An 18521-nucleotide genomic window follows, 5' to 3' on the forward strand; every position below is an offset into this window, starting at 1 on the left:
GTTATTTTATATGAGTGGTTTCAAATTTGTTATTACGAAGGCGATAGCCAGGTTCCTTTTTTCTGCGACCCACCATATAAAGAAGAAGTAGGCTCTTATGAGATGTGCTGGGATGGTGACCCATGCGAAGACCCTATGAATGCTTATCTTATAGAGTGTGGTGGCGATGGTACGCCTCCAGAAGGTGGTGGCGGTGGGCCAGGAGATCCTCCAAACAATGAACAAATGGATTGGGGAACACCAACAGATGAGGAACATGTAGTAACAATATTAAGTTCTGATTCTGTAAAAAAAGCAGCAAACTTAACTTGGTTCTTTCATAAAACTTTAGGTGGTGCTTTTAACTTTCTGAGTAACGAAAAAGCAATTGTTGTAAAGGCATCTGTAAGTGCAAACTGGAAGTTTGAGAGTTTGGATCATCTAAACACTAGTGGAGTAGGAAATATTATTTCTGGTTTTCCAGAAATGAACCTCATTAACACATCTATTTTAGGTACTGACGCACAAAAAACTGTTAATTTGACATATAAAGAGGGGCGTACGTCACAAACAAGCGGAGGCTGGGTGACTGTTTGGTATACAGGAACCTTCAATTCTTCCAGCGTTTGGAGAGCAGCAGAAATTGGATCGAATTATTAATTATTATGAGAATTCTACTTTATATAATTTTTATTTTTCTTTTAACTAAAGAAACCCAGGGTCAATTAGCCCAAAATATAACTGTAATTAAATATACCAACGCAGAAAAACTATTTAATAAAAATCAGATTATAAATACGAAAAGTGGAAGTTTTGAAATAGCATACTATAAAGAATACACATTGTATAACGTGTCATCTGTTAGATTGGAAGTAGATCATTCAAAAACGAAGGACACGGTTACAAAATTTATTCCAGTAGATACTATTATTACTTATTATGTTGCCAAGAAGAACCTCAATTATGGAATTAGTTATGATTGTTTCGGCAATACTAAAAAATACCCTGTTGATTCATTGTTGAAAGCATTAGCAATACACGATTCGATGAAGGGTATTTATAGTTATGTATTCGGGAAGCGAGCATTAATTGTTCGAAATAAAAAAACAAATAACATAACACTTGAAAAATACGATGTGAAAAAGAAAATTTTAACAGATCCAGATACAGTATATAAATATTATGATTATAATTTAAAGGGCATAAATTTCTCGTTTTCACCAACATTAGATAAACAAAATAATAGTAAATTATGGAAGATATTATTTGTTTTCACACCGCAAAATAAGAAAGATAGGTCTCTATGGCAAAAACTGGAGGTTTCAATGCAAATAGAAAAGATAAAATCGCAGGATAATAGAAACTATATAAAGCTTATAAATCGTTTTAAAAATGACAGCAAAGAACTAAGCCTTAAATAGATTCTCAAATAAATAAACCTTACTCAATTGAGTGGGGTTTATTCAATCAATACGAACCTTATAAACCAGTTGTGCAACTACCAGATTAATGAGCTTGGCCATGGGAGGAGCTACGCTATTAAAAAAGGATTCTAATGGCAATTGGAAAGCCCTACATTATTCAAAATATATACTTGACGGAGTAACTTATTATACTGTAACACCTTGTAACTAAAATTATGACAAAACTATTTATTGTTGCTATACTTAGCATCTACACTATCTTAAACCTAAGCGGTTCATCTACTATTAATGGTAATTATCAAACTAACCAGCAAACTGCTCAGGATACAACTAAATACCTCAAAGATAATTTTGTTATTAACAAGACAAAATTTCAGCACAAAGAATTAAAATACCTTTTATCTAAATTGAAATTAAACGTAAAATCGTATGGCTTTGTAAGGGGAAAAAAACCAGGTGAAATTCAAGGTATTTTTATCTATTTTGAAGAAATAGCACTGATTAAGATAAAAATGGAAAAGAATAACAGGGTTAAGGCAGTTTATATTGAATTTGAAAAACCTGTTTCCTTATATACAGATGTAACTGATTTGTATAAAAAAAGTAATGGGAAATGGCTTTCGGCGGAAGCAGCCTTCTATGGCAAGCAACTTGTAAAAGATATATTTTAGAAAAGTTAGCAGCTATCAACTTCAAATAAATTCTCAACTAATTCAAAAAGCAAAAAAGTCACTCTTCTGAGTGGCTTTTTTCAAATTAATACAAGCCTACAAACTCGATAATAATATCAAAACTAAAATTATGACAAAACTATTTATTGTTGCTATACTTAGCATTTACACTATATTAAACCTAAACGGTTCAACTAATCTTAAAGACAATTATCAAACTACATATCAAGTTGCTCAGGATACAGCCAAATACTTGGAAGATAATTTTATTAATAAAAAGGTAAAATTTCAGCATAGGAAACTAAAATACCTTCTAGCTAAATTGAAGTTAAACGTAAAATCGTACGTTCTTGTAAGGAACCTAAAAATAGTAGGTGAAAAAAAAGGAATATTAATCTATTTTGAGGAAAGGCCATTAATCAAGAGTAAATGGGAGAAAAAAATTAAAGTAAATTCAATATATATTGAATTTGAAAAACCAATTTCTATATGTGAAGACGCAACTAATTTGCATATAGAAAGTAATGGGAAATGGCTTCCTGCAGAAGTAGCCTTTTACGGAAAGCGGCTTGTAAAAGATATAGTTTCTGGAAATTAGCAGCTATCTAATTCAAATAAATTCTGAGCTAATTCAAAAAGGAAAAAAGCCACTCAGAAGAGTGACTTTTTTCAAATTAGCTCCGTAATCTTAAACCTCAACCTTGTAACTAAAATTATGACAAAATTATTTATTGTTGCTGTACTTGGCATCTACACAACCTTAAACTTAACAGGTTCATTTAACCTTAAAGGTAATTACCAAACTACTCAGCAAACTGCTCAGGATACAACTAAATACCTGAAGGATAATTTTGTTAATAATAAGACAAAATTTCAACACAGAGAACTAAAATGCCTCCTAGCTAAGTTAAAATTAAACATAAAATCTTACGACTTTGTAAGAGGGAAAAAGGTAGGTGAAATTCAAGGTATATTTATCTATTTTGAAGGACAAGCATTAATTAAGGTAAAAAGAGGAAACCAAATTAGAGTTAAAAAAATGTATATTTCATTTGAAAAGCCTGTTTCCTTATATACAGATGTATCTGATTTGTATAATAAAAGTAATGGAGAATGGCTCCCTGCAGAAGCAGCCTTTTATGGCAACCAGCTAGTAAAGGATATAGTTTCAGGAAATTAAAAGCTATCCAATTCAAATAGTAAAAAAGTCACTCTTTTCGGTGGCTTTTTTCAAGTTAGCTCCGTAATCTTAAACTTCAACCTTGTAACTAAAATTATGATAAAATTATTTATTGTTGCTATACTTAGCAGCTACATTATGTTAAACCTAAACGGTTCATCTAACCTTAAAGAGAACTACCAAACTGTTCAGGATACAGTTAAATATCTGAAAGATACATTTGTTGATAATAAAGCTAAATTTCAGCATAGAGAGCTTAAACATCTCCTAGCTAAATTGAAAGTAAACATAAAATCGTACGACTTTGTTGGGGGTAAAAAAGTTGGTCAAATTAATGGCATATTTATCTATTTTGAAGAAAAAGCATTAATTAGAACCAAATGGGAAAAGCGAATTAAGGCTAAAGCAATATATATTACATTTGAAAAGCCCATTTCCTTATATACTGATGTATCTGATTTGTATAACAAAAGTAATGGAGAATGGCTCCCTGCAGAAGCAACCTTTTATGGCAAGCAGCTTGTAAAAGATATATATTAGGAAATTAGCATGGCTCAAAACACAAAAGCCACTCTTTCAAGTGGCTTTTTACATTAATACTATTACTCCTTTCTTATAACACAAAGCTTCTAAGTTCATCGCTATAAATTCGTCCTTTGGCGCTGCCTATGCCAGCTACTCTAAACTCATATTGCGAGCCGCTTTGTAAATTAGTTAAGGACAACGAGCTTTTGCTTTGCACAGAGATAATCCATGTCTCATCACCTAGAACACGATATTCAAACTGGTAACTACTTGCACCATGTATAGCGGCCAATTTTAAATTTATAGTGCCCTTTTCTTTAGGCTGTACCGTAAACCTTTCTGGCTTTGTTAAAATACCAATCGGACTAAATCCTTTCGCAAGGGTAAATCCAGAACTTAGCAAAATTACTTCGTCATTTTTACCATACGCTTCAACATAGAGCGCTAGTTTTTCTAACATCGTCTCTAGGTTATCGCGAGTTTGATTTCTTATTGCTAGTTGAGATTTTCCTCCGCCTTCGGCATTACTCAAGGCTTCGATGTAAGCGGTAGTTGCCGCTGTAACCTCAGCTAATGAAGGAACAGGAGTTACAAAATTTGGATTGTCTGTCATACTGTCGACAATAAATTTTGCTTTAACATCTAGTTCTGTTTTATGGTAACGGCTAAAGCCCGTTGTAATTTTTGGTTTACTCATAGTTTGTTTTTTAAGCTTTATTTACCTTTACGCCAATTAAACAGCATAAAGAATAAACAGAAGGATATGAAATTGATAGATAAATTGTTTTATGATGAATGTATAATCTTGTTTTAGGTATGTTTATAGCCTAGCAACGCTCAACAATGAATTAAATACAGTTGTTTATTTTCTTTTGACGGTTGTCAATTTAAAAAATACAGTCGTTTATTTCTTTTTGACGGTTGTCAATTCAAAAAATACAGTTGTTTATTTTCTTTTGACGGTTGTCAATCCAAAAAATACAGTCGTTTATTTCTTTTTGACGGTTGTCAATTCAAAAAATACAGTTGTTTATTTTCTTTTGACAGTTGTCAATTCAAAAAATACAGTTGTTTATTTTCTTTTGACGGTTGTCAATTCAAAAAATACAATTGTTTAATTTCTTTTGACAGTTGTCAATTCAAAAAATACAGTTGTTTAATTTCTTTTGACGGTTGTCAATCAATTAAAAGCAATTGACAATTGTTTCAAGCTAACTTATAACGATTATTCTTCAGCCGTATGATCACTTTTTAAGGTTATTTCATTTGGTGGGAGCCGTGCTCTTTTTTCTGGTACTACACCAAATAAAGAGAACAAGTTTGTTTCTATTAAAAGATTAATCATCATTTAAATTTTTCATTTATACCGGTTATTTCTGTCCCAGAGCAAGATGTATCTGACCACTGGAACTGGTAAAAGCAAGGTTGATTGTTTTGCAAAAACCATCCATTTCTTCTTTTCCTAAAGTATAGATAAAGAAGAAACAATACAAATAATTTATTAGTTAATTAATTAACTATCAGTTAATTATGTTTTACAATTACGAAAACTTGTTAATAGAAAATTAAACTTTAACAAGAAGAAAGAGCTTTATATCTATAGGTTAATTACTAGCGGGAGATTGCCACGCTACGCTCGCAAAGACGACAGTTCATCCTAATTACGCTACATAATTATCATCCAATTGTAAAACCACATCAAAAACATTTGGAAGTTAATCAATCGATTGATTAACTTTGACCCATCAAAAAGACTAATGGAAAAAACTGATAAAAAAACTGACATCCTTAGAGCGGCAGAAATGTTGTTTTCTGAATTTGGTTTCGAGGGTACTTCTACTCGTCAAATTGCTAAGGAATCGGGCGCCAACATGGCGATGATTAATTACTACTTTGGAAGTAAAGAGGGCGTCTTTCTAGAAATTATGGAAGCACGTATTTCTGGGCACAAATCAACATTGAAGGAAATAAGCGAGCTTCAGGTATCTCCGGTAGAGAAGCTAATGAAAGTGATTGACCAATACACTAGAAAGATTTTCTCTAATGTTTGCTTTCATAGAATGATGCAAAGAGAACTTTCATTAGGTCAACGACCAGAAATATACAGCAAAATAAAAGATGCGATAAGAGAAAACCGCCTCGTAATAGAAGAAATTATTGCAGACGGCGTAAAAGATGGCAGTTTTAAAGAAGTAGATGGTCGTATGCTTATCGCTACCATTTTCGGCGCAATTACTTCTGTCTCTTCACAACCAGATAAGGTGATAGATGACCCGAAATTTGATATAGATAACGATAAACAACGCGAAGAACTTCGCCAACGCTTGTCGGCATTTTTACAACACCTCGTACAATCTTATATAATAATCCCAAATAAATGATAACTAATAAATTTAAAACCCTCTTAACTGCATTACTACTGCCGCTTGTAGTTAATGCGCAAACAGTTAAAAAACTTACCCTACAAGAAGCCATTGATTTAGGTGTTGCCAATAGCAAAAACTTAAAACTTTCTCAAAATAAAATTGATGAAGCTGTAGCAAGGCTTGCTGTTGTAAAAGACAATGTGTTGCCGAGTGCTTCTGCAAGTTTTTTATACAATCATGCCGAAATTCCTACAAACACGCTAAGTATTGGTGGTGGCAATCCAATTCATTTACCAAGCAGAGCTGATGCCTTTGTAGGTACCGCAGCCATTCAGGAAGTTATTTATGGTGGTGGCAAATATAAATACGCACAAGAAAGCACCAAATTATTAACTGATGTTGCTCGCTTAGATGCCGATAAAAACAAGGAAGAAGTTAGCTATGCGGTAATCAACACGTACTTTTCTCTTTTTAAAGTAATGCAAAGCAAAAAGGTAGTTGCTCAAAATTTAGGAGCAATTGCAAGTCAGTTGAAACAAGCACAACGCTTTTTTGAGCAAGGCATTGTCACTAAAAATGATGTATTAAGATTTCAATTGCAACAAGCCAATGTTTCATTGACGGACTTAGAAATTGAAAACAATCGCAAAATCATCAATTACAATTTAGATATCCTTTTAGGTTTACCTGAAGATACTGAAGTTGCAATTGCCGAAAGCGACTTGCCTTTACAAACAGTACAGCCTTTAAGTACCTACATCAGCACTGCTTTTGCAAACCGTCAGGAATTGCAACAATTAGATTTGCAAAATAAAGTTGCAGACTTTAATATCAAAACCGTTAAGGCAAACACTAGACCTACCATTGGTGTGGGTGCAAACTTATATTACATTAATCCGAGTGGCAGTTTTATCCCTCCTTCAGAGCAGTTTATTATGCCAGTTACCGTTGGGGCAACCATTTCTTGGAATGTAGCTTCTTTATGGAACAACAAGAACAAAGTAGCGGAAGCAAAAATCCAACAGAAGGAAATCGGTTTACAAAAAGAGGTGTTATCGGATAATGTAAAAACAGAGTTGAATAAAAACTATCAGAATTACAATCTAGCAGTACAACGAATTAACATTTTAGAAACTTCTATTGCGCAAGCAACTGAAAACGACAGATTATTAGAATCGAAATATAAAAACAACATCGCTTCTGCTACGGACAGAATTGATGCTGAAACACTTTTATATCAAGCTAAAATCAATTTAGAATTGGCAAAAGCCGATGCGAAGCTAGCTTACTATACTTTATTAAAATCAACAGGAAAAATTTCTCAATAATATAACCATAACAACATAAAAGACAATGACAACAAAGCCAGAAAAAAAGAAAAATAAAGTTTTACCAATCGTATTAGCAATTTTGGTAGTTGCTGGTGCAGCATTAGGTATTAGTGAATATATGTATGCTAGCAAACACGTTGATACAGACGATGCACAAATTGACGGAGATATTAGTCCGGTAGTAGCACGCGTAGGCGGATATGTAAAGGATATTAATTTTGAAGAAAACACAAAAGTAACTCAAGATCAGGTTTTAGTAACCTTAGATGATAGTGATTACAAAATTAAATTAGAGCAAGCACAAGCTGGTCAGGTTGGTGCAAATGCAGGTGTTGGCGTTACGCAAGCACAAATTGCAGCAACATCGGCAAACACAAGTACTGCAAAAGCCAACATCCAAGCGGCACAATCAAATGTTCAAGCTGCAAATGTGAAGTTAAATTTAGCGCAGAAAGATTTTAATCGTTATGCAAACTTGATAAAAGATGGCGCCATCACACAACAAGCTTTCGATCAAGCAAAGGCTAATAAAGAATCAGCAGAAGCTGCAAAAGCATCGGCTCAAGCAGCTTATCAAGCAGCGGTAGATCAATATAATGCAGCTGTTAAACAGGTTGGTACAACTCAATCTCAATTGGGCGTGAGCAGTTCTGGCGTAAGTCAACGTCAATCTGATGTAGATTTTGCTAAACTGCAATTATCATATACTCAAATTAAAGCTCCTGCAACAGGAATTGTTTCTAAAAAGAATGTTCAAAAAGGGCAATTAGTTCAACCTGGCCAATCTTTATTCGCTATTGTGAATGAAAACAGCTTATACGTAACTGCGAATTTTAAAGAAACACAATTAGAAAAAATTAAAGTGGGTTCTAAAGTTAAAGTTACTGTGGATGCTTACGAAGATCAGCCAATTGAAGGAGAGGTTTACAATTTTTCACCAATTACCGGCGCAAAAGGTTCTTTGTTACCTCCAGATAATGCAACTGGTAACTTTGTGAAAGTGGTACAACGTGTGCCTGTAAAAATCAAATTTTTAGGTAAGGACAAAGAATTATTAGAAAAATTACGTCCAGGAATGAGCGTGAAAGTTTCTGTATCTATAAATAACTAACAATGGCCGAAGTAGGTTTTAAAAAATGGATTATTACGTTTACCGTAATCACGGCTTCGCTGTTGGAGCTGATTGATACTACGATTGTAAACGTAGCAATTCCTCAAATACAAGGTAACTTAGGCGCAACCCTCGAGGACATCGCTTGGTTATCTACAGGTTACGCCGTTGCGAATGTAATCATCTTGCCTATGTCGGGTTGGTTGGGCAGTCGCTTTGGTCGTAAAAATTATTTCTTAACCTCCATTATCGTTTTTACAGTCGTTTCTTTTTTGTGTGGTAATGCAACATCCTTAAATGAATTGATTCTGTTTAGGATTTTGCAAGGATTAGCAGGTGGTGGATTGATTTCTACAGCTCAGGCAATCCTAATAGAAACTTGGCCACGTGAAGATGTGGGTATTGCAACTGCTCTATTTGGTTTAGGTGCGGTTGTAGGCCCAACAGTTGGACCAACAATTGGTGGTTACATTTTAGAGATTGCCGATTGGCCTTGGATTTTTTATGTGAACATTCCCGTCGGGATACTCGCCGCCTATTGTACGATCACGTTTATTCGAGAGACGCCAAAAGACGGAAAGGGAAAACCAGTAGATTGGTACGGTATAGGATTATTAGCTGTTGCCGTTGGTAGTTTGCAAACCTTATTAGAAAAAGGTGAAAGCGAAGATTGGTTTTCGACTCCATACATTGTTGTGTTAGCTGCAACTTCAGTTTTTGGTTTGCTGTTATTTATTTGGCGAGAGCTAAGTACCGACCATCCAATTGTAAATCTTAAGATCATGAAGAAAAGGAGTTTCTCCATTGGGATGTTTACTTCCTTCATTTTAGGATTTGGGCTATATGGCTCTGTGTTTGTTTTCCCGGTTTTTGCACAAAATCTATTAGGGTTTACGCCGCTACAAACAGGAAAACTATTTATTGCAGGTGGTATTTGTACCATTTCCATGATGCCATTTATTGGTATCATGCTTAAGAAAGGAGTTCCAGCACAATTTATGGCTACAGGTGGTATGTTCTTGTTCTTTGTTTTCTGTTGGATGTTGAGTAAATCAACCTTAGCTTCTGGAACTGGTGACTTTTTCTGGCCATTGGTGATTAGGGGTTTCGGAATGGCATTATTGTTTGTTCCTTTAACAACGTTGGCCATGCAAGATTTAAAGGGCCCTGAAATTGGACAAGGGTCTGGATTAAACAATATGAGTAGACAATTAGGTGGTTCTTTCGGAATTGCCGCATTAACTACACTTATCCACGTTCGTGCTGGCTTTCACAGAAGTAATTTATTAACGAATATCAACGAATATAATCCTTCATTTACGCAAAAGCTAAATGGCTTGATTAGCAATTTCATGGCAAGGGGCGCTTCTTATTTAGACGCGAAACTAATGGCAATGAAAGCAATTGAAGGATCTGTGATTAAGCAAACCATGTTGCTTACTTACAACGATGCGTATTGGGTAGCCGGGCTGATTATGTTATTTTCTATTCCTTTGCTGTACCTGCAAAAGTTTAAAAAGAACACCAACATACCAGTAGATGCTCACTAGCCTTAGCTCTATCGTCATACCCAACTCGATTGGGTATCGTAATGCTATTGAAAAGCAATATGGCTTTAAGATTAGCTATGCTGAGCCCTTCCCGCTTTCACGGGAATGACGCAAAGGAGGTAGATTAATGGTAAATAAAAAAGTCCCGACATAAATGCCGGGACTTTTTTTCCCAAAAAATTAACAATTTGTACAAGAGTTTTCTTACAAAAATCTTGCGGATACTTTTAAAAGATTTGTTTAACCTTTAATAAAACACAAGATAAGACTTATTTATAAAAGTTCAAAATTTATAAATATTAACTTTTTCTTCCTTTTTGTATTATTTTTGTTGGTAAAGCGCAATATCCTTACCTTACCAACATGCAAGCACACCAACCTACTAGTCAGCGAGAATCAATTTTTAACAACGAGGTTATCTCTCGTTTCGAGTTATACAATAGCCTTTTCTTAACCCTTCCATTTTATAAGGTAAAAGATACTGGAACCTTATTGCCGTTGTTTATTAAAAGTTGCGAAGAAGGTGTAAAGCATCATGAAACTCCAGCAAAGCTGATTGAAGATTTTTTTAAGAAATATACCCCAAATACCAATTCAAAAGACATTATTGATTTACTTTTCAGGTTTATTCAGTATATAGAAAGACAAGTTGTATTGTTTGATGCAGTAGAAGACGCTTCATTTAATAAGTTAAATATTACAGACGAACAGAGCTCATTAAGAGCGCTATTTTTAAAGGCAAACGACAATAAAAACCTACATCACAAAGTCGACCAACTTATCGAAGACTTTTCTTTACGCTTGGTTTTAACCGCTCACCCAACACAGTTTTACCCTGGCAGCGTATTAGCCATTATCAATGATTTAACCCTAGCCATTAAGAAAAACGATATCAGTACCATTAATCAGTTGTTGCAACAATTGGGCAAAACGCCTTTCTTCAATAAAAAATCTCCAACTCCTGTTGATGAAGCCTTAAGTTTAGCATGGTATTTAGAAAACGTATTTTATTTCGCCGCAGCAAATATCCAATCTGGATTGAATCAGCTATTGAGTGAATACCATATCGATCCTAAAAAAATTATTGAATTAGGTTTTTGGCCGGGTGGCGATAGAGATGGGAATCCAAATGTGCATCCAGAAACAACATTGCAGGTTTCAAAAATGCTCCGTCAAATTTTATTTAGATGTTATTACCGTGATTTTAGAAACATAAAACGACGTATTACCTTTAGAGGTGTTGAAGATGCCATTGCCGTTTTACAAGATGTATTGTATAAAAATGCCTTCGATAGCAATTTAGAGCCAGAAGATATTTCGGATTTCTTATTAGAAAACCTTCATAAAATTGAGGACATTTTAACCAACGACCATGATGGGCTTTTTGCTGATTTAGTAGATGATCTATTACGCAAAGTAGAATTGTATCGTTGTCATTTTGCATCCTTAGATATTAGACAAGATAGCCGTATTTTGCGTGATGTGCATGCATATTGCCGTCAACAAAAACCAATTAATGCCCTGTTTAGTGAGAATTATGATGAGTTATCAGAAGAGGAAAAAATAAAAGCACTTTCATTTAGAAACGCTAAAATTATTTACAGCGGCGAACAAAGCAGTTTAATTGAAGATACGCTACAAACCATTGCTCAAATTAAAGAAATGCAACAGAGCAACGGCGAAATGGCTTGTCACCGTTTTATTATTAGTAATTGCCAACAAGCCAGTGATATTTTACAATTGATTGAATTGTTTTTATGGAATGGTTGGGAAGCTGACGAATTGACGATTGATTTTGTGCCTCTTTTTGAAACAGTAAATGATTTATCCGGCGCAGCCGAAATCATGGAAACGTTATATACTCATCCTTTTTATCAAAAACATTTAGCTCTTAGAGGTGGAAAACAAGATATTATGCTTGGTTTTTCTGATAGCACAAAAGATGGCGGATATTTAATGGCCAACTGGTCTATTTTTAAAGCGAAAGTTGATTTAACTACAGTTGCGGAAAAACACAATATCAAATTAGCATTCTTTGATGGTCGTGGTGGCCCGCCTTCTCGTGGCGGTGGTAAAACACATCGTTTTTATGCATCAATGGGTAAAGAAATCGCCAACAAAAATATTCAGCTTACCATACAAGGACAAACGATTAGTTCGCAATATGGTTCTATAGATAGCGCTGCCTTTAACATTGAACAATTGATTAATGCGGGTATTTCTGCAGGTGTAAAGGAAAAACATAATGTGTTGTTAGATAAAGAAAATTACGATACGTTAGAAGTGATGGCGAATGATAGCTATGAATCATTTTTAGCTTTACGTCAGCACCCATTGTTTTTACCTTATTTGGAAACTTTATCTCCGTTAAGCTTACTTTCTAAAATTACAATCAGTAGTCGCCCAGTGAAGAGAAATTCAGGCGAAGCCTTGAAACTAGAAGATTTGAGAGCAATCAGCTTTGTAACTTCTTGGAGCCAGTTGAAACAAAATATACCTGGTTTTTATGGAATAGGAACGGCTTTAAAAAATCAAGAAAAAGCTGGTAATTGGGATCAAGTAACTAAAACTTATCAGGATTCAGGGTACTTCAAAACCATTATAGATAATTGTATGATGTCTATGAGTAAATCTGATTTTACCATAACTGCTTATTTAGCCCAAGACAAAACATACGGCGAATTCTGGAAAACCTTACACGAGGAATTCGAGCTTTCTAAAACCATGTTATTGAAATTAGCTGGCCATCATAGTTTAATGGAAAATTATCCCGTAGAGAAACGCTCTATCGCTGTACGTGAGAAAATAATTTTGCCTTTAGTACTCATCCAGCATTATGCTTTAGAAAAATTGCAACATAAACTAAACGAGGAGCAGCAACAGGCTTATGAAAAATTAGCCATTCGTACAGTTTATGGTATTGTTAACGCAGGGCGGAACTTGGCTTAATTAAGTTATTTCTTACTGATGGAATTAGCGTGGGTTTACAAATCTTTTGATGAATTAACAACAACAGAACTTTATGCTATTTTACAATCGCGTAGTGAGGTTTTCGTCGTAGAACAAAATTGTGTTTATCCAGATGTGGATGGAAAGGATTTAAAATCTTTCCATTTAATGGCTTGGCATGATAACATCTTGGTTGCTTATGCTAGACTAGTTCCTCCCGGAATTTCATTTAAAGAAGCAAGTATTGGACGAGTAATTACTTCTCCTGTGTATAGAGGCTTAGGAATTGGCATTACTTTACTAGAAAAAAGTATTCCACAAACTTTAGCAACCTTCACTACCAATAAAATTAGGATAGGTGCGCAACTTTATCTTAAAAAGTTTTACGAAAGTTTTGGTTTTGTAGCACAGGGCGAAGAATTTTTAGAAGATGGTATTCTGCATGTAGAAATGATTTTAGAAAAATAAGTAGAATTTTGAAGGTCAAACTATAATTAAATTCTAATGTTATAGCTGATGAAATCATTACTTCATGGAAAAAATCATTGTTGTTGCTGGGGCTACAGGCAACTTAGGTACACGGATTATTAAAGCCTTACGAGAAAAAGATGCCATTGTACATGCGCTAGTCAGGAGTAATAGTGACGCAGTCAAAATAAAAGAATTAGCAAGTTTAGGAGCAAAAATTATTACAGTAGATTTTTCATCCAGTCAGCAACTAACAGATTCCTGTAAAAACGCACATTGTGTAATCTCTGCATTGTCAGGACTTAGAGACGTAATTATCGATGGACAGAAAAGATTATTAAATGCAGCAATCGCAGCTGGAGTTAAGCGATTCATTCCTTCAGATTTCTCTATTGATTTTACTAACCTTGAAGACGGTGAAAATAGAAATTTAGATTTGAGACGTGAATTCCATCAGTATTTAGGTCAGACTACTATTGCAGCAACAAGCATTTTTAATGGAACTTTTATGGATATGCTTACTGATAAAATACCGATGATTTTATTTAAGCAAAAGAAACTTCTTTACTGGGGAAATGCAGATCAATCTCTTGATTTTACCACCATGGATAACACAGCTGAGTTTACCGCTTGTGTTGCATTAGCAGAATCATCTCTACGTTATTACCACATAGCTGGCGATCAAATTACTCCGAGAGAAATGGCTAAAGTTGTAGGGGGAGTAACTGGTCATCAATTTAAACTCTTTAGGCCAGGAGGATTAAAATTTCTACAGGCACTGATTAAACCCATCAAATTTTTTAATCCTGCAAAGCATGAACTTTATCCGGCGTGGCAAGGTATGCAATACATGAGGGATATGATGAGTGGAAGAGCAAAAGTAGCCGAGTATGATAACGATCTTTACCCACAAATAAAGTGGACAACTGTTAGAGATTTACTATTGAGCGAAGTAAAGCACAAAACTACAGATAATTAAAAAAGACCCACAGTTTATCTATGGGTCTTTTTATATTTTGATTAGATTATTAATCGTTAGCGATCAATTGATCCCATCACTCTTTGTCCGAAAGCATTCAATGCATCTTTTTCAACTGCACCATCTTTTACCATTTGATGAACTTCTAGTGCTCCACAAATATTGGTAATCATTTCGCCTGCAACATCAACTTCAGTTTCACTTACGCCTCTAAACTCGCAAAACGCCTCTAAAACTTCTAATGTCGCCTCCAATTTTTCTGGAGTGCTATTTTGAAATAGCTGTCTTATAACTGGAATTTTCATTACTTTATTTTTGTAAATAATTCTGCTAATCCTTCGGCTTTATTCGTTTGAACTTGATCCACCAATGCACCGTTTTCAAAAGCTGCGAAAGTTGGTAAATTATCAACATTAGCAAACTTTCTTGAGTTAGGATATTTTTCAGCATCAACAATTAAAAATGCAACTTCTTCATTTTCTGATGCCATTTTTTTAAACTTCGGCTTCATGATTCTGCAATTGCCACACCATGATGCTGCATATTGAACCATCACTTTGCTGTTATCAGCCAAATGTTGCTGAAGGTTATCTTCTGTTAATTCTAAAAACATGAGATTTGGATTAAATTAGTTAGCGCTTAGGTATTCTGCAACTCCAGTTCTGTTTGCGTTCATTGCTTCTTTTCCTTCTTCCCAGTTTGCTGGACAAACTTCGCCATGTTTTTGTACGTGGCTATATGCATCGATTAAACGCAAATATTCTTTTACGTTTCTGCCTAATGGCATATCGTTTACACTTTCGTGGAATACTTTACCAGTTTCATCAATTAAATAAGTTGCTCTATACGTTACGTTAGAACCGGAAAACACTTCTTCTCCTGCTTCGTTATATTCAACATCTTGATCTAAAATACCTAAGATATTAGCTAAATGTCTATGTGTATCCGCTAATATAGGATAGGTAACGCCTTCAATACCACCGTTATCTTTTGCGGTATTTAACCATGCAAAGTGAACTTCATTTGTATCGCAAGATGCACCAATTACGATTGTATTTCTTTTTTCAAAATCAGGTAATGCTGCTTGAAATGCATGTAATTCTGTTGGGCAAACAAAAGTGAAATCTTTTGGATACCAGAACAACAATACTTTAGAATTTTTATTTACTGCTTCTTCAAATATATTGATCTTCAAATCATCGCCCATTTCAGACATTGCATCAATACTAACGCTCGGGAATTTTTTACCTACTATAGCCATATATAAATTAAATTTTTTGCAAAGATAAGGCAATGTGCCTTCTAAAACAACTGAGTTTAGCTTATCTCATATACTAAATGTTGATAGTCATATAGACAAAAACTATAAATTAATATGGGTTATTAGTTTTTATCTATATCAGATTATGGGTTGCGATTTTGGAAAAAAAATAGCCACAGATGCGCAGGTTTAAGTATTCGTCATTGCGAGGTACGAAGCAATCCTACTACAAAAGTAAAGCTTGATTGAAAATCGCTTTAAGATTGCTTCGTACCTCGCAATGACGCGGTGGGCATATATGAAAAAAGCCACAAGAAAATAATTCTTGTGGCTTTTGTTTCTTTAAAACGAATTATTTCTTCAGCGTAGTTTCAAACAGTTTAAAAATACGTTTGTACTCATCTGTCCAACTGCTTGGCTCTACAAAACCGTGATCTTCTACTGGATAAACGGCAAGTTCCCAATTATCTTTGCCTAGCTCGATAAAGCGTTGTGTTAATCTCACGATATCTTGGAAGTGTACGTTTTCATCAACCATGCCATGCAACATTAACAAATTTCCTTTTAGTTTATCGGCATAATAAATTGGCGAGCTGCGTTTATAAGCAATTGGATCATTAAATGGTTCATTTAAAATATTTGCCGTATATCCATGGTTGTAATGTGCCCAGTCTGTTACAGATCGTAAAGCTCCACCAGCAGCAAAAACATCTGGCTCTTTAAACATTCCCATTAAGGTGATAAAACCACCGTAAGAGCCGCCATATAAGCCGACATGCTTAGGATTAACGCCATATTTCTCTACTAACATTTTAACACCATCTACTTGATCTGTTAAATCTTTTCCGCCCATATCTCTATAAATTCCTGTGCGGTGATTTCTACCATACCCAGAACTTGCAGTATAATCAATATCAATTACGGTATATCCATTATCTGCCAATAAATTATTAAACATGAATTCTCTAAAATATTGGCTCCACCAGTAGTGAACATTTTGTAAATAACCCGCACCATGTACAAATACTACTGCTGGTTTATTTGGATGGGGATTTGCCGTTGGATAAACTCTTGCGTAAACATCGTCTCCATATCGGTTTTTAAATGAAACTAAATCTGGTTGACGCCATTTGTAACTATCAAACTCTGTGCTTGTAGATTTTGTAATTTGAACCGCTTTTGCGCCTGGCTTATTTGCTTGGATGTATAATTCCCAAGGTTTATCCATATAAGAATAATTGATAGCTAACCATTTTTCATCTGGCGATAGAGTGATTTCATTACCGCCTTTCATGGAAGTGATTTGAACTAATTCACCACCATTTACACTAACTTTATAGAAATGTGTAATGCCAGGATGTTCTTTATTTGCAGTGATATAAAAAGTAGTTTTATCTTTTGATAATTGTACTCTTTGTACTTCCCATTTACCAGAGGTTATTTGCTTTTTCTCGTTTGTTGCAACATTGAAAACATAAAGATGCGAATAACCTGTTGCTTCACTTTGGAAATAAAAACGATTATTATCTATCCATTCTATGCCTCTACCAACTCCGGGGCCACCTATCCATGCTTCATCGCGTTGACGATCTAATACAGTGACGTTTCCTGTTGCAGCATCTAGTTTTAAGATCCATAAATCTTTATTGTCTTGCGAATCAGCAGTAATAATTGCCGTAGTTCCATTCTCATTCCATTCAGGACTTCCTAAATTTACCTTACGATCTTCATTTTTTTGAGTTCGCTCTTCTAATTGTTTAGGATAGTCCTTTACATAATCAGGCAAGTCTTTTATACCTGTGATTTGAGCTGTTTTAACTGTGTAAACACTATCTTTTTCTCCATCGTATAAAAAATTTTCGGATACAGTTAAGTTCTCTCCAACTTTCGTACGACCAGCAATATCTTCTGTATAACCCGACGATGTAACATAGTTAGGAACAATGGTATTGTGATTTGTAGTTACTGGTGTGGTTAAACGATAACTTACAAAGTTCCCATCAGGGCTAACTACTAAACCTGATAAAAACTTGTCTTCAAGGTATATAGGTTTAATTGTTTTTTGATTAGGATCAGCAGCGCCAAAACGCCCTCGTCCTGCAAAACCTTGAGCTCTTCCACCGGTTTTATTACGTTTTTTAATGATATCGAAAAGTTCGGTCTGTTCTGTTTTTAACCATGCATCTTGTAAAGACGATGTAGCTCTTTCTGGAATAGCTGGTCTTTTGCCTTTTACGAAATTTGTTAGTTGTTTTAACTCGTTGGTCTTCAAATTCAGTTGAAATAAATTATCCCCACGTTGAAAAACAACATCATTATTGTACAAAAAATAAGCACCATTCTCGCGATCAACTGTATTGGTTAATCTGGATTCTTTTTTGCTCTTAAAATTGTAGAAATAGAGATCTCCACCTTTTTCATATAAGGCTAAAGATTTGTCTTTATTGTACATATAATTATTTCCTGCAGCCTTAGTAGCTTCATTATCTGCTGCAATTTCTGGTTTATTGCTTAAAACACTTACTTTGTATGCTTGGTCCTTTTCCTTATTTTCAGGATTCCAAGTAAAGAAAACGGTTTTACTGTCTTCAGACCAACGGTAATTTGTTGGAGAAACACCCATCCATTTTGGGTCACGCATTATTTTTTGAACGGTTAAAGGAGCAAGCTGTTGTGCTTGTGCTACACCCGTTAAAAACAAAAAGAAAACTAGATATTTTTTCATTT

19 protein-coding genes are annotated in these 18521 nt (G+C 34.7%); 13 read left to right on the forward strand and 6 right to left on the reverse strand.

Annotated features, from left to right (window positions below; translation table 11 throughout):
- The 6 genes from WC622_RS07115 to WC622_RS07140 form a co-directional block, all read left to right on the forward strand.
- Window positions 1-639 (forward strand): hypothetical protein (locus tag WC622_RS07115; protein ID WP_372818639.1); only part of this gene is annotated, 639 nt, incomplete at its 5' end.
- A 5-nt stretch (window positions 640-644) separates the two neighbouring features.
- Window positions 645-1400 carry a hypothetical protein gene (locus WC622_RS07120; RefSeq protein ID WP_372818640.1) on the forward strand — a complete coding sequence of 252 codons (756 nt, stop codon included), beginning with the start codon at window positions 645-647 and terminating at the stop codon, window positions 1398-1400.
- Between the two features lie 218 nt (window positions 1401-1618).
- Window positions 1619-2074: a hypothetical protein gene (locus WC622_RS07125; protein ID WP_372818641.1), complete on the forward strand. Its 456-nt coding sequence runs from the start codon at window positions 1619-1621 to the stop codon at window positions 2072-2074.
- Window positions 2075-2204: 130 nt separating this feature from the next.
- Complete coding sequence (locus WC622_RS07130) at window positions 2205-2672, forward strand: hypothetical protein (protein WP_372818642.1); 468 nt, start codon at window positions 2205-2207, stop codon at window positions 2670-2672.
- Window positions 2673-2789: 117 nt separating this feature from the next.
- Window positions 2790-3254 (forward strand): hypothetical protein, encoded by a 465-nt coding sequence (locus WC622_RS07135; protein ID WP_372818644.1) that lies wholly within the window; start codon window positions 2790-2792, stop codon window positions 3252-3254.
- A gap of 96 nt (window positions 3255-3350) precedes the next feature.
- Entirely contained in the window at window positions 3351-3794 is a 444-nt protein-coding gene (locus WC622_RS07140; RefSeq protein WP_372818646.1) for a hypothetical protein, read from the forward strand.
- A gap of 73 nt (window positions 3795-3867) precedes the next feature.
- Here the strand turns inward: WC622_RS07140 and WC622_RS07145 are convergent, their stop codons facing one another.
- Window positions 3868-4476, reverse strand: a complete 609-nt coding sequence (locus WC622_RS07145; protein WP_372818648.1) for a fibronectin type III domain-containing protein — start codon at window positions 4474-4476, stop codon at window positions 3868-3870.
- 528 nt (window positions 4477-5004) lie between these two features.
- The gene (locus WC622_RS07150; protein WP_372818650.1) at window positions 5005-5127 is read right to left on the reverse strand and encodes a hypothetical protein; all 123 of its coding nucleotides are present in this window, start codon (window positions 5125-5127) and stop codon (window positions 5005-5007) included.
- A gap of 379 nt (window positions 5128-5506) precedes the next feature.
- On the opposite strand from WC622_RS07150, the gene WC622_RS07155 reads away from it, so the two are divergent.
- The 7 genes from WC622_RS07155 to WC622_RS07185 all read left to right on the forward strand — a co-directional run bounded on the left by WC622_RS07155 (window position 5507) and on the right by WC622_RS07185 (window position 14533).
- A complete protein-coding gene (locus WC622_RS07155; protein ID WP_372818652.1) occupies window positions 5507-6160 on the forward strand; it encodes a TetR/AcrR family transcriptional regulator in 654 nt (217 codons plus the stop codon).
- Entirely contained in the window at window positions 6157-7473 is a 1317-nt protein-coding gene (locus WC622_RS07160) for a TolC family protein (protein WP_372818654.1), read from the forward strand. Before WC622_RS07155 ends, WC622_RS07160 begins: the two co-directional genes overlap by 4 nt.
- A 25-nt stretch (window positions 7474-7498) precedes the next feature.
- Complete coding sequence (locus tag WC622_RS07165) at window positions 7499-8587, forward strand: HlyD family secretion protein (RefSeq protein ID WP_372818656.1); 1089 nt, start codon at window positions 7499-7501, stop codon at window positions 8585-8587.
- 2 nt (window positions 8588-8589) lie between these two features.
- Entirely contained in the window at window positions 8590-10137 is a 1548-nt protein-coding gene (locus WC622_RS07170; protein WP_372818658.1) for a DHA2 family efflux MFS transporter permease subunit, read from the forward strand.
- Window positions 10138-10500: 363 nt separating this feature from the next.
- Window positions 10501-13086, forward strand: a complete 2586-nt coding sequence (locus WC622_RS07175; protein ID WP_372818660.1) for a phosphoenolpyruvate carboxylase — start codon at window positions 10501-10503, stop codon at window positions 13084-13086.
- An 18-nt stretch (window positions 13087-13104) separates the two neighbouring features.
- A complete protein-coding gene (locus tag WC622_RS07180; RefSeq protein WP_372818662.1) occupies window positions 13105-13554 on the forward strand; it encodes a GNAT family N-acetyltransferase in 450 nt (149 codons plus the stop codon).
- Window positions 13555-13618: 64 nt separating this feature from the next.
- The gene (locus WC622_RS07185; protein ID WP_372818664.1) at window positions 13619-14533 is read left to right on the forward strand and encodes an aromatic alcohol reductase; all 915 of its coding nucleotides are present in this window, start codon (window positions 13619-13621) and stop codon (window positions 14531-14533) included.
- A 56-nt stretch (window positions 14534-14589) separates the two neighbouring features.
- Here WC622_RS07185 and WC622_RS07190 read toward each other — a convergent pair whose 3' ends face one another.
- From WC622_RS07190 to WC622_RS07205, 4 genes are all read right to left on the reverse strand, one after another.
- Window positions 14590-14838 (reverse strand): DUF6952 family protein, encoded by a 249-nt coding sequence (locus tag WC622_RS07190; protein ID WP_182922871.1) that lies wholly within the window; start codon window positions 14836-14838, stop codon window positions 14590-14592.
- A complete protein-coding gene (locus WC622_RS07195; RefSeq protein WP_372818666.1) occupies window positions 14838-15146 on the reverse strand; it encodes a thioredoxin family protein in 309 nt (102 codons plus the stop codon). The genes WC622_RS07190 and WC622_RS07195 overlap by 1 nt, the downstream gene beginning before the upstream one ends.
- A 15-nt stretch (window positions 15147-15161) precedes the next feature.
- Entirely contained in the window at window positions 15162-15794 is a 633-nt protein-coding gene (locus tag WC622_RS07200; RefSeq protein WP_372818668.1) for a peroxiredoxin, read from the reverse strand.
- 352 nt (window positions 15795-16146) lie between these two features.
- Window positions 16147-18519: a prolyl oligopeptidase family serine peptidase gene (locus WC622_RS07205; protein ID WP_372818670.1), complete on the reverse strand. Its 2373-nt coding sequence runs from the start codon at window positions 18517-18519 to the stop codon at window positions 16147-16149.
- Between the last annotated feature and the right edge of the window lie 2 nt (window positions 18520-18521).

Source organism: Pedobacter sp., from assembly GCF_041662865.1.
In the GTDB taxonomy this organism is placed as follows: Bacteria; Bacteroidota; Bacteroidia; order Sphingobacteriales; family Sphingobacteriaceae; genus Pedobacter.

Coding starts and splice junctions, on each gene's coding strand:
- WC622_RS07120 (WP_372818640.1), top strand. CDS start 645: ATGAGAATTCTACTTTATATAATTTTTATTTTTCTTTTAACTAAAGAA.
- WC622_RS07125 (WP_372818641.1), top strand. CDS start 1,619: ATGACAAAACTATTTATTGTTGCTATACTTAGCATCTACACTATCTTA.
- WC622_RS07130 (WP_372818642.1), top strand. CDS start 2,205: ATGACAAAACTATTTATTGTTGCTATACTTAGCATTTACACTATATTA.
- WC622_RS07135 (WP_372818644.1), top strand. CDS start 2,790: ATGACAAAATTATTTATTGTTGCTGTACTTGGCATCTACACAACCTTA.
- WC622_RS07140 (WP_372818646.1), top strand. CDS start 3,351: ATGATAAAATTATTTATTGTTGCTATACTTAGCAGCTACATTATGTTA.
- WC622_RS07145 (WP_372818648.1), bottom strand. CDS start 4,476: ATGAGTAAACCAAAAATTACAACGGGCTTTAGCCGTTACCATAAAACA.
- WC622_RS07150 (WP_372818650.1), bottom strand. CDS start 5,127: ATGATGATTAATCTTTTAATAGAAACAAACTTGTTCTCTTTATTTGGT.
- WC622_RS07160 (WP_372818654.1), top strand. CDS start 6,157: ATGATAACTAATAAATTTAAAACCCTCTTAACTGCATTACTACTGCCG.
- WC622_RS07165 (WP_372818656.1), top strand. CDS start 7,499: ATGACAACAAAGCCAGAAAAAAAGAAAAATAAAGTTTTACCAATCGTA.
- WC622_RS07170 (WP_372818658.1), top strand. CDS start 8,590: ATGGCCGAAGTAGGTTTTAAAAAATGGATTATTACGTTTACCGTAATC.
- WC622_RS07175 (WP_372818660.1), top strand. CDS start 10,501: ATGCAAGCACACCAACCTACTAGTCAGCGAGAATCAATTTTTAACAAC.
- WC622_RS07180 (WP_372818662.1), top strand. CDS start 13,105: ATGGAATTAGCGTGGGTTTACAAATCTTTTGATGAATTAACAACAACA.
- WC622_RS07185 (WP_372818664.1), top strand. CDS start 13,619: ATGGAAAAAATCATTGTTGTTGCTGGGGCTACAGGCAACTTAGGTACA.
- WC622_RS07190 (WP_182922871.1), bottom strand. CDS start 14,838: ATGAAAATTCCAGTTATAAGACAGCTATTTCAAAATAGCACTCCAGAA.
- WC622_RS07195 (WP_372818666.1), bottom strand. CDS start 15,146: ATGTTTTTAGAATTAACAGAAGATAACCTTCAGCAACATTTGGCTGAT.
- WC622_RS07200 (WP_372818668.1), bottom strand. CDS start 15,794: ATGGCTATAGTAGGTAAAAAATTCCCGAGCGTTAGTATTGATGCAATG.
- WC622_RS07205 (WP_372818670.1), bottom strand. CDS start 18,519: ATGAAAAAATATCTAGTTTTCTTTTTGTTTTTAACGGGTGTAGCACAA.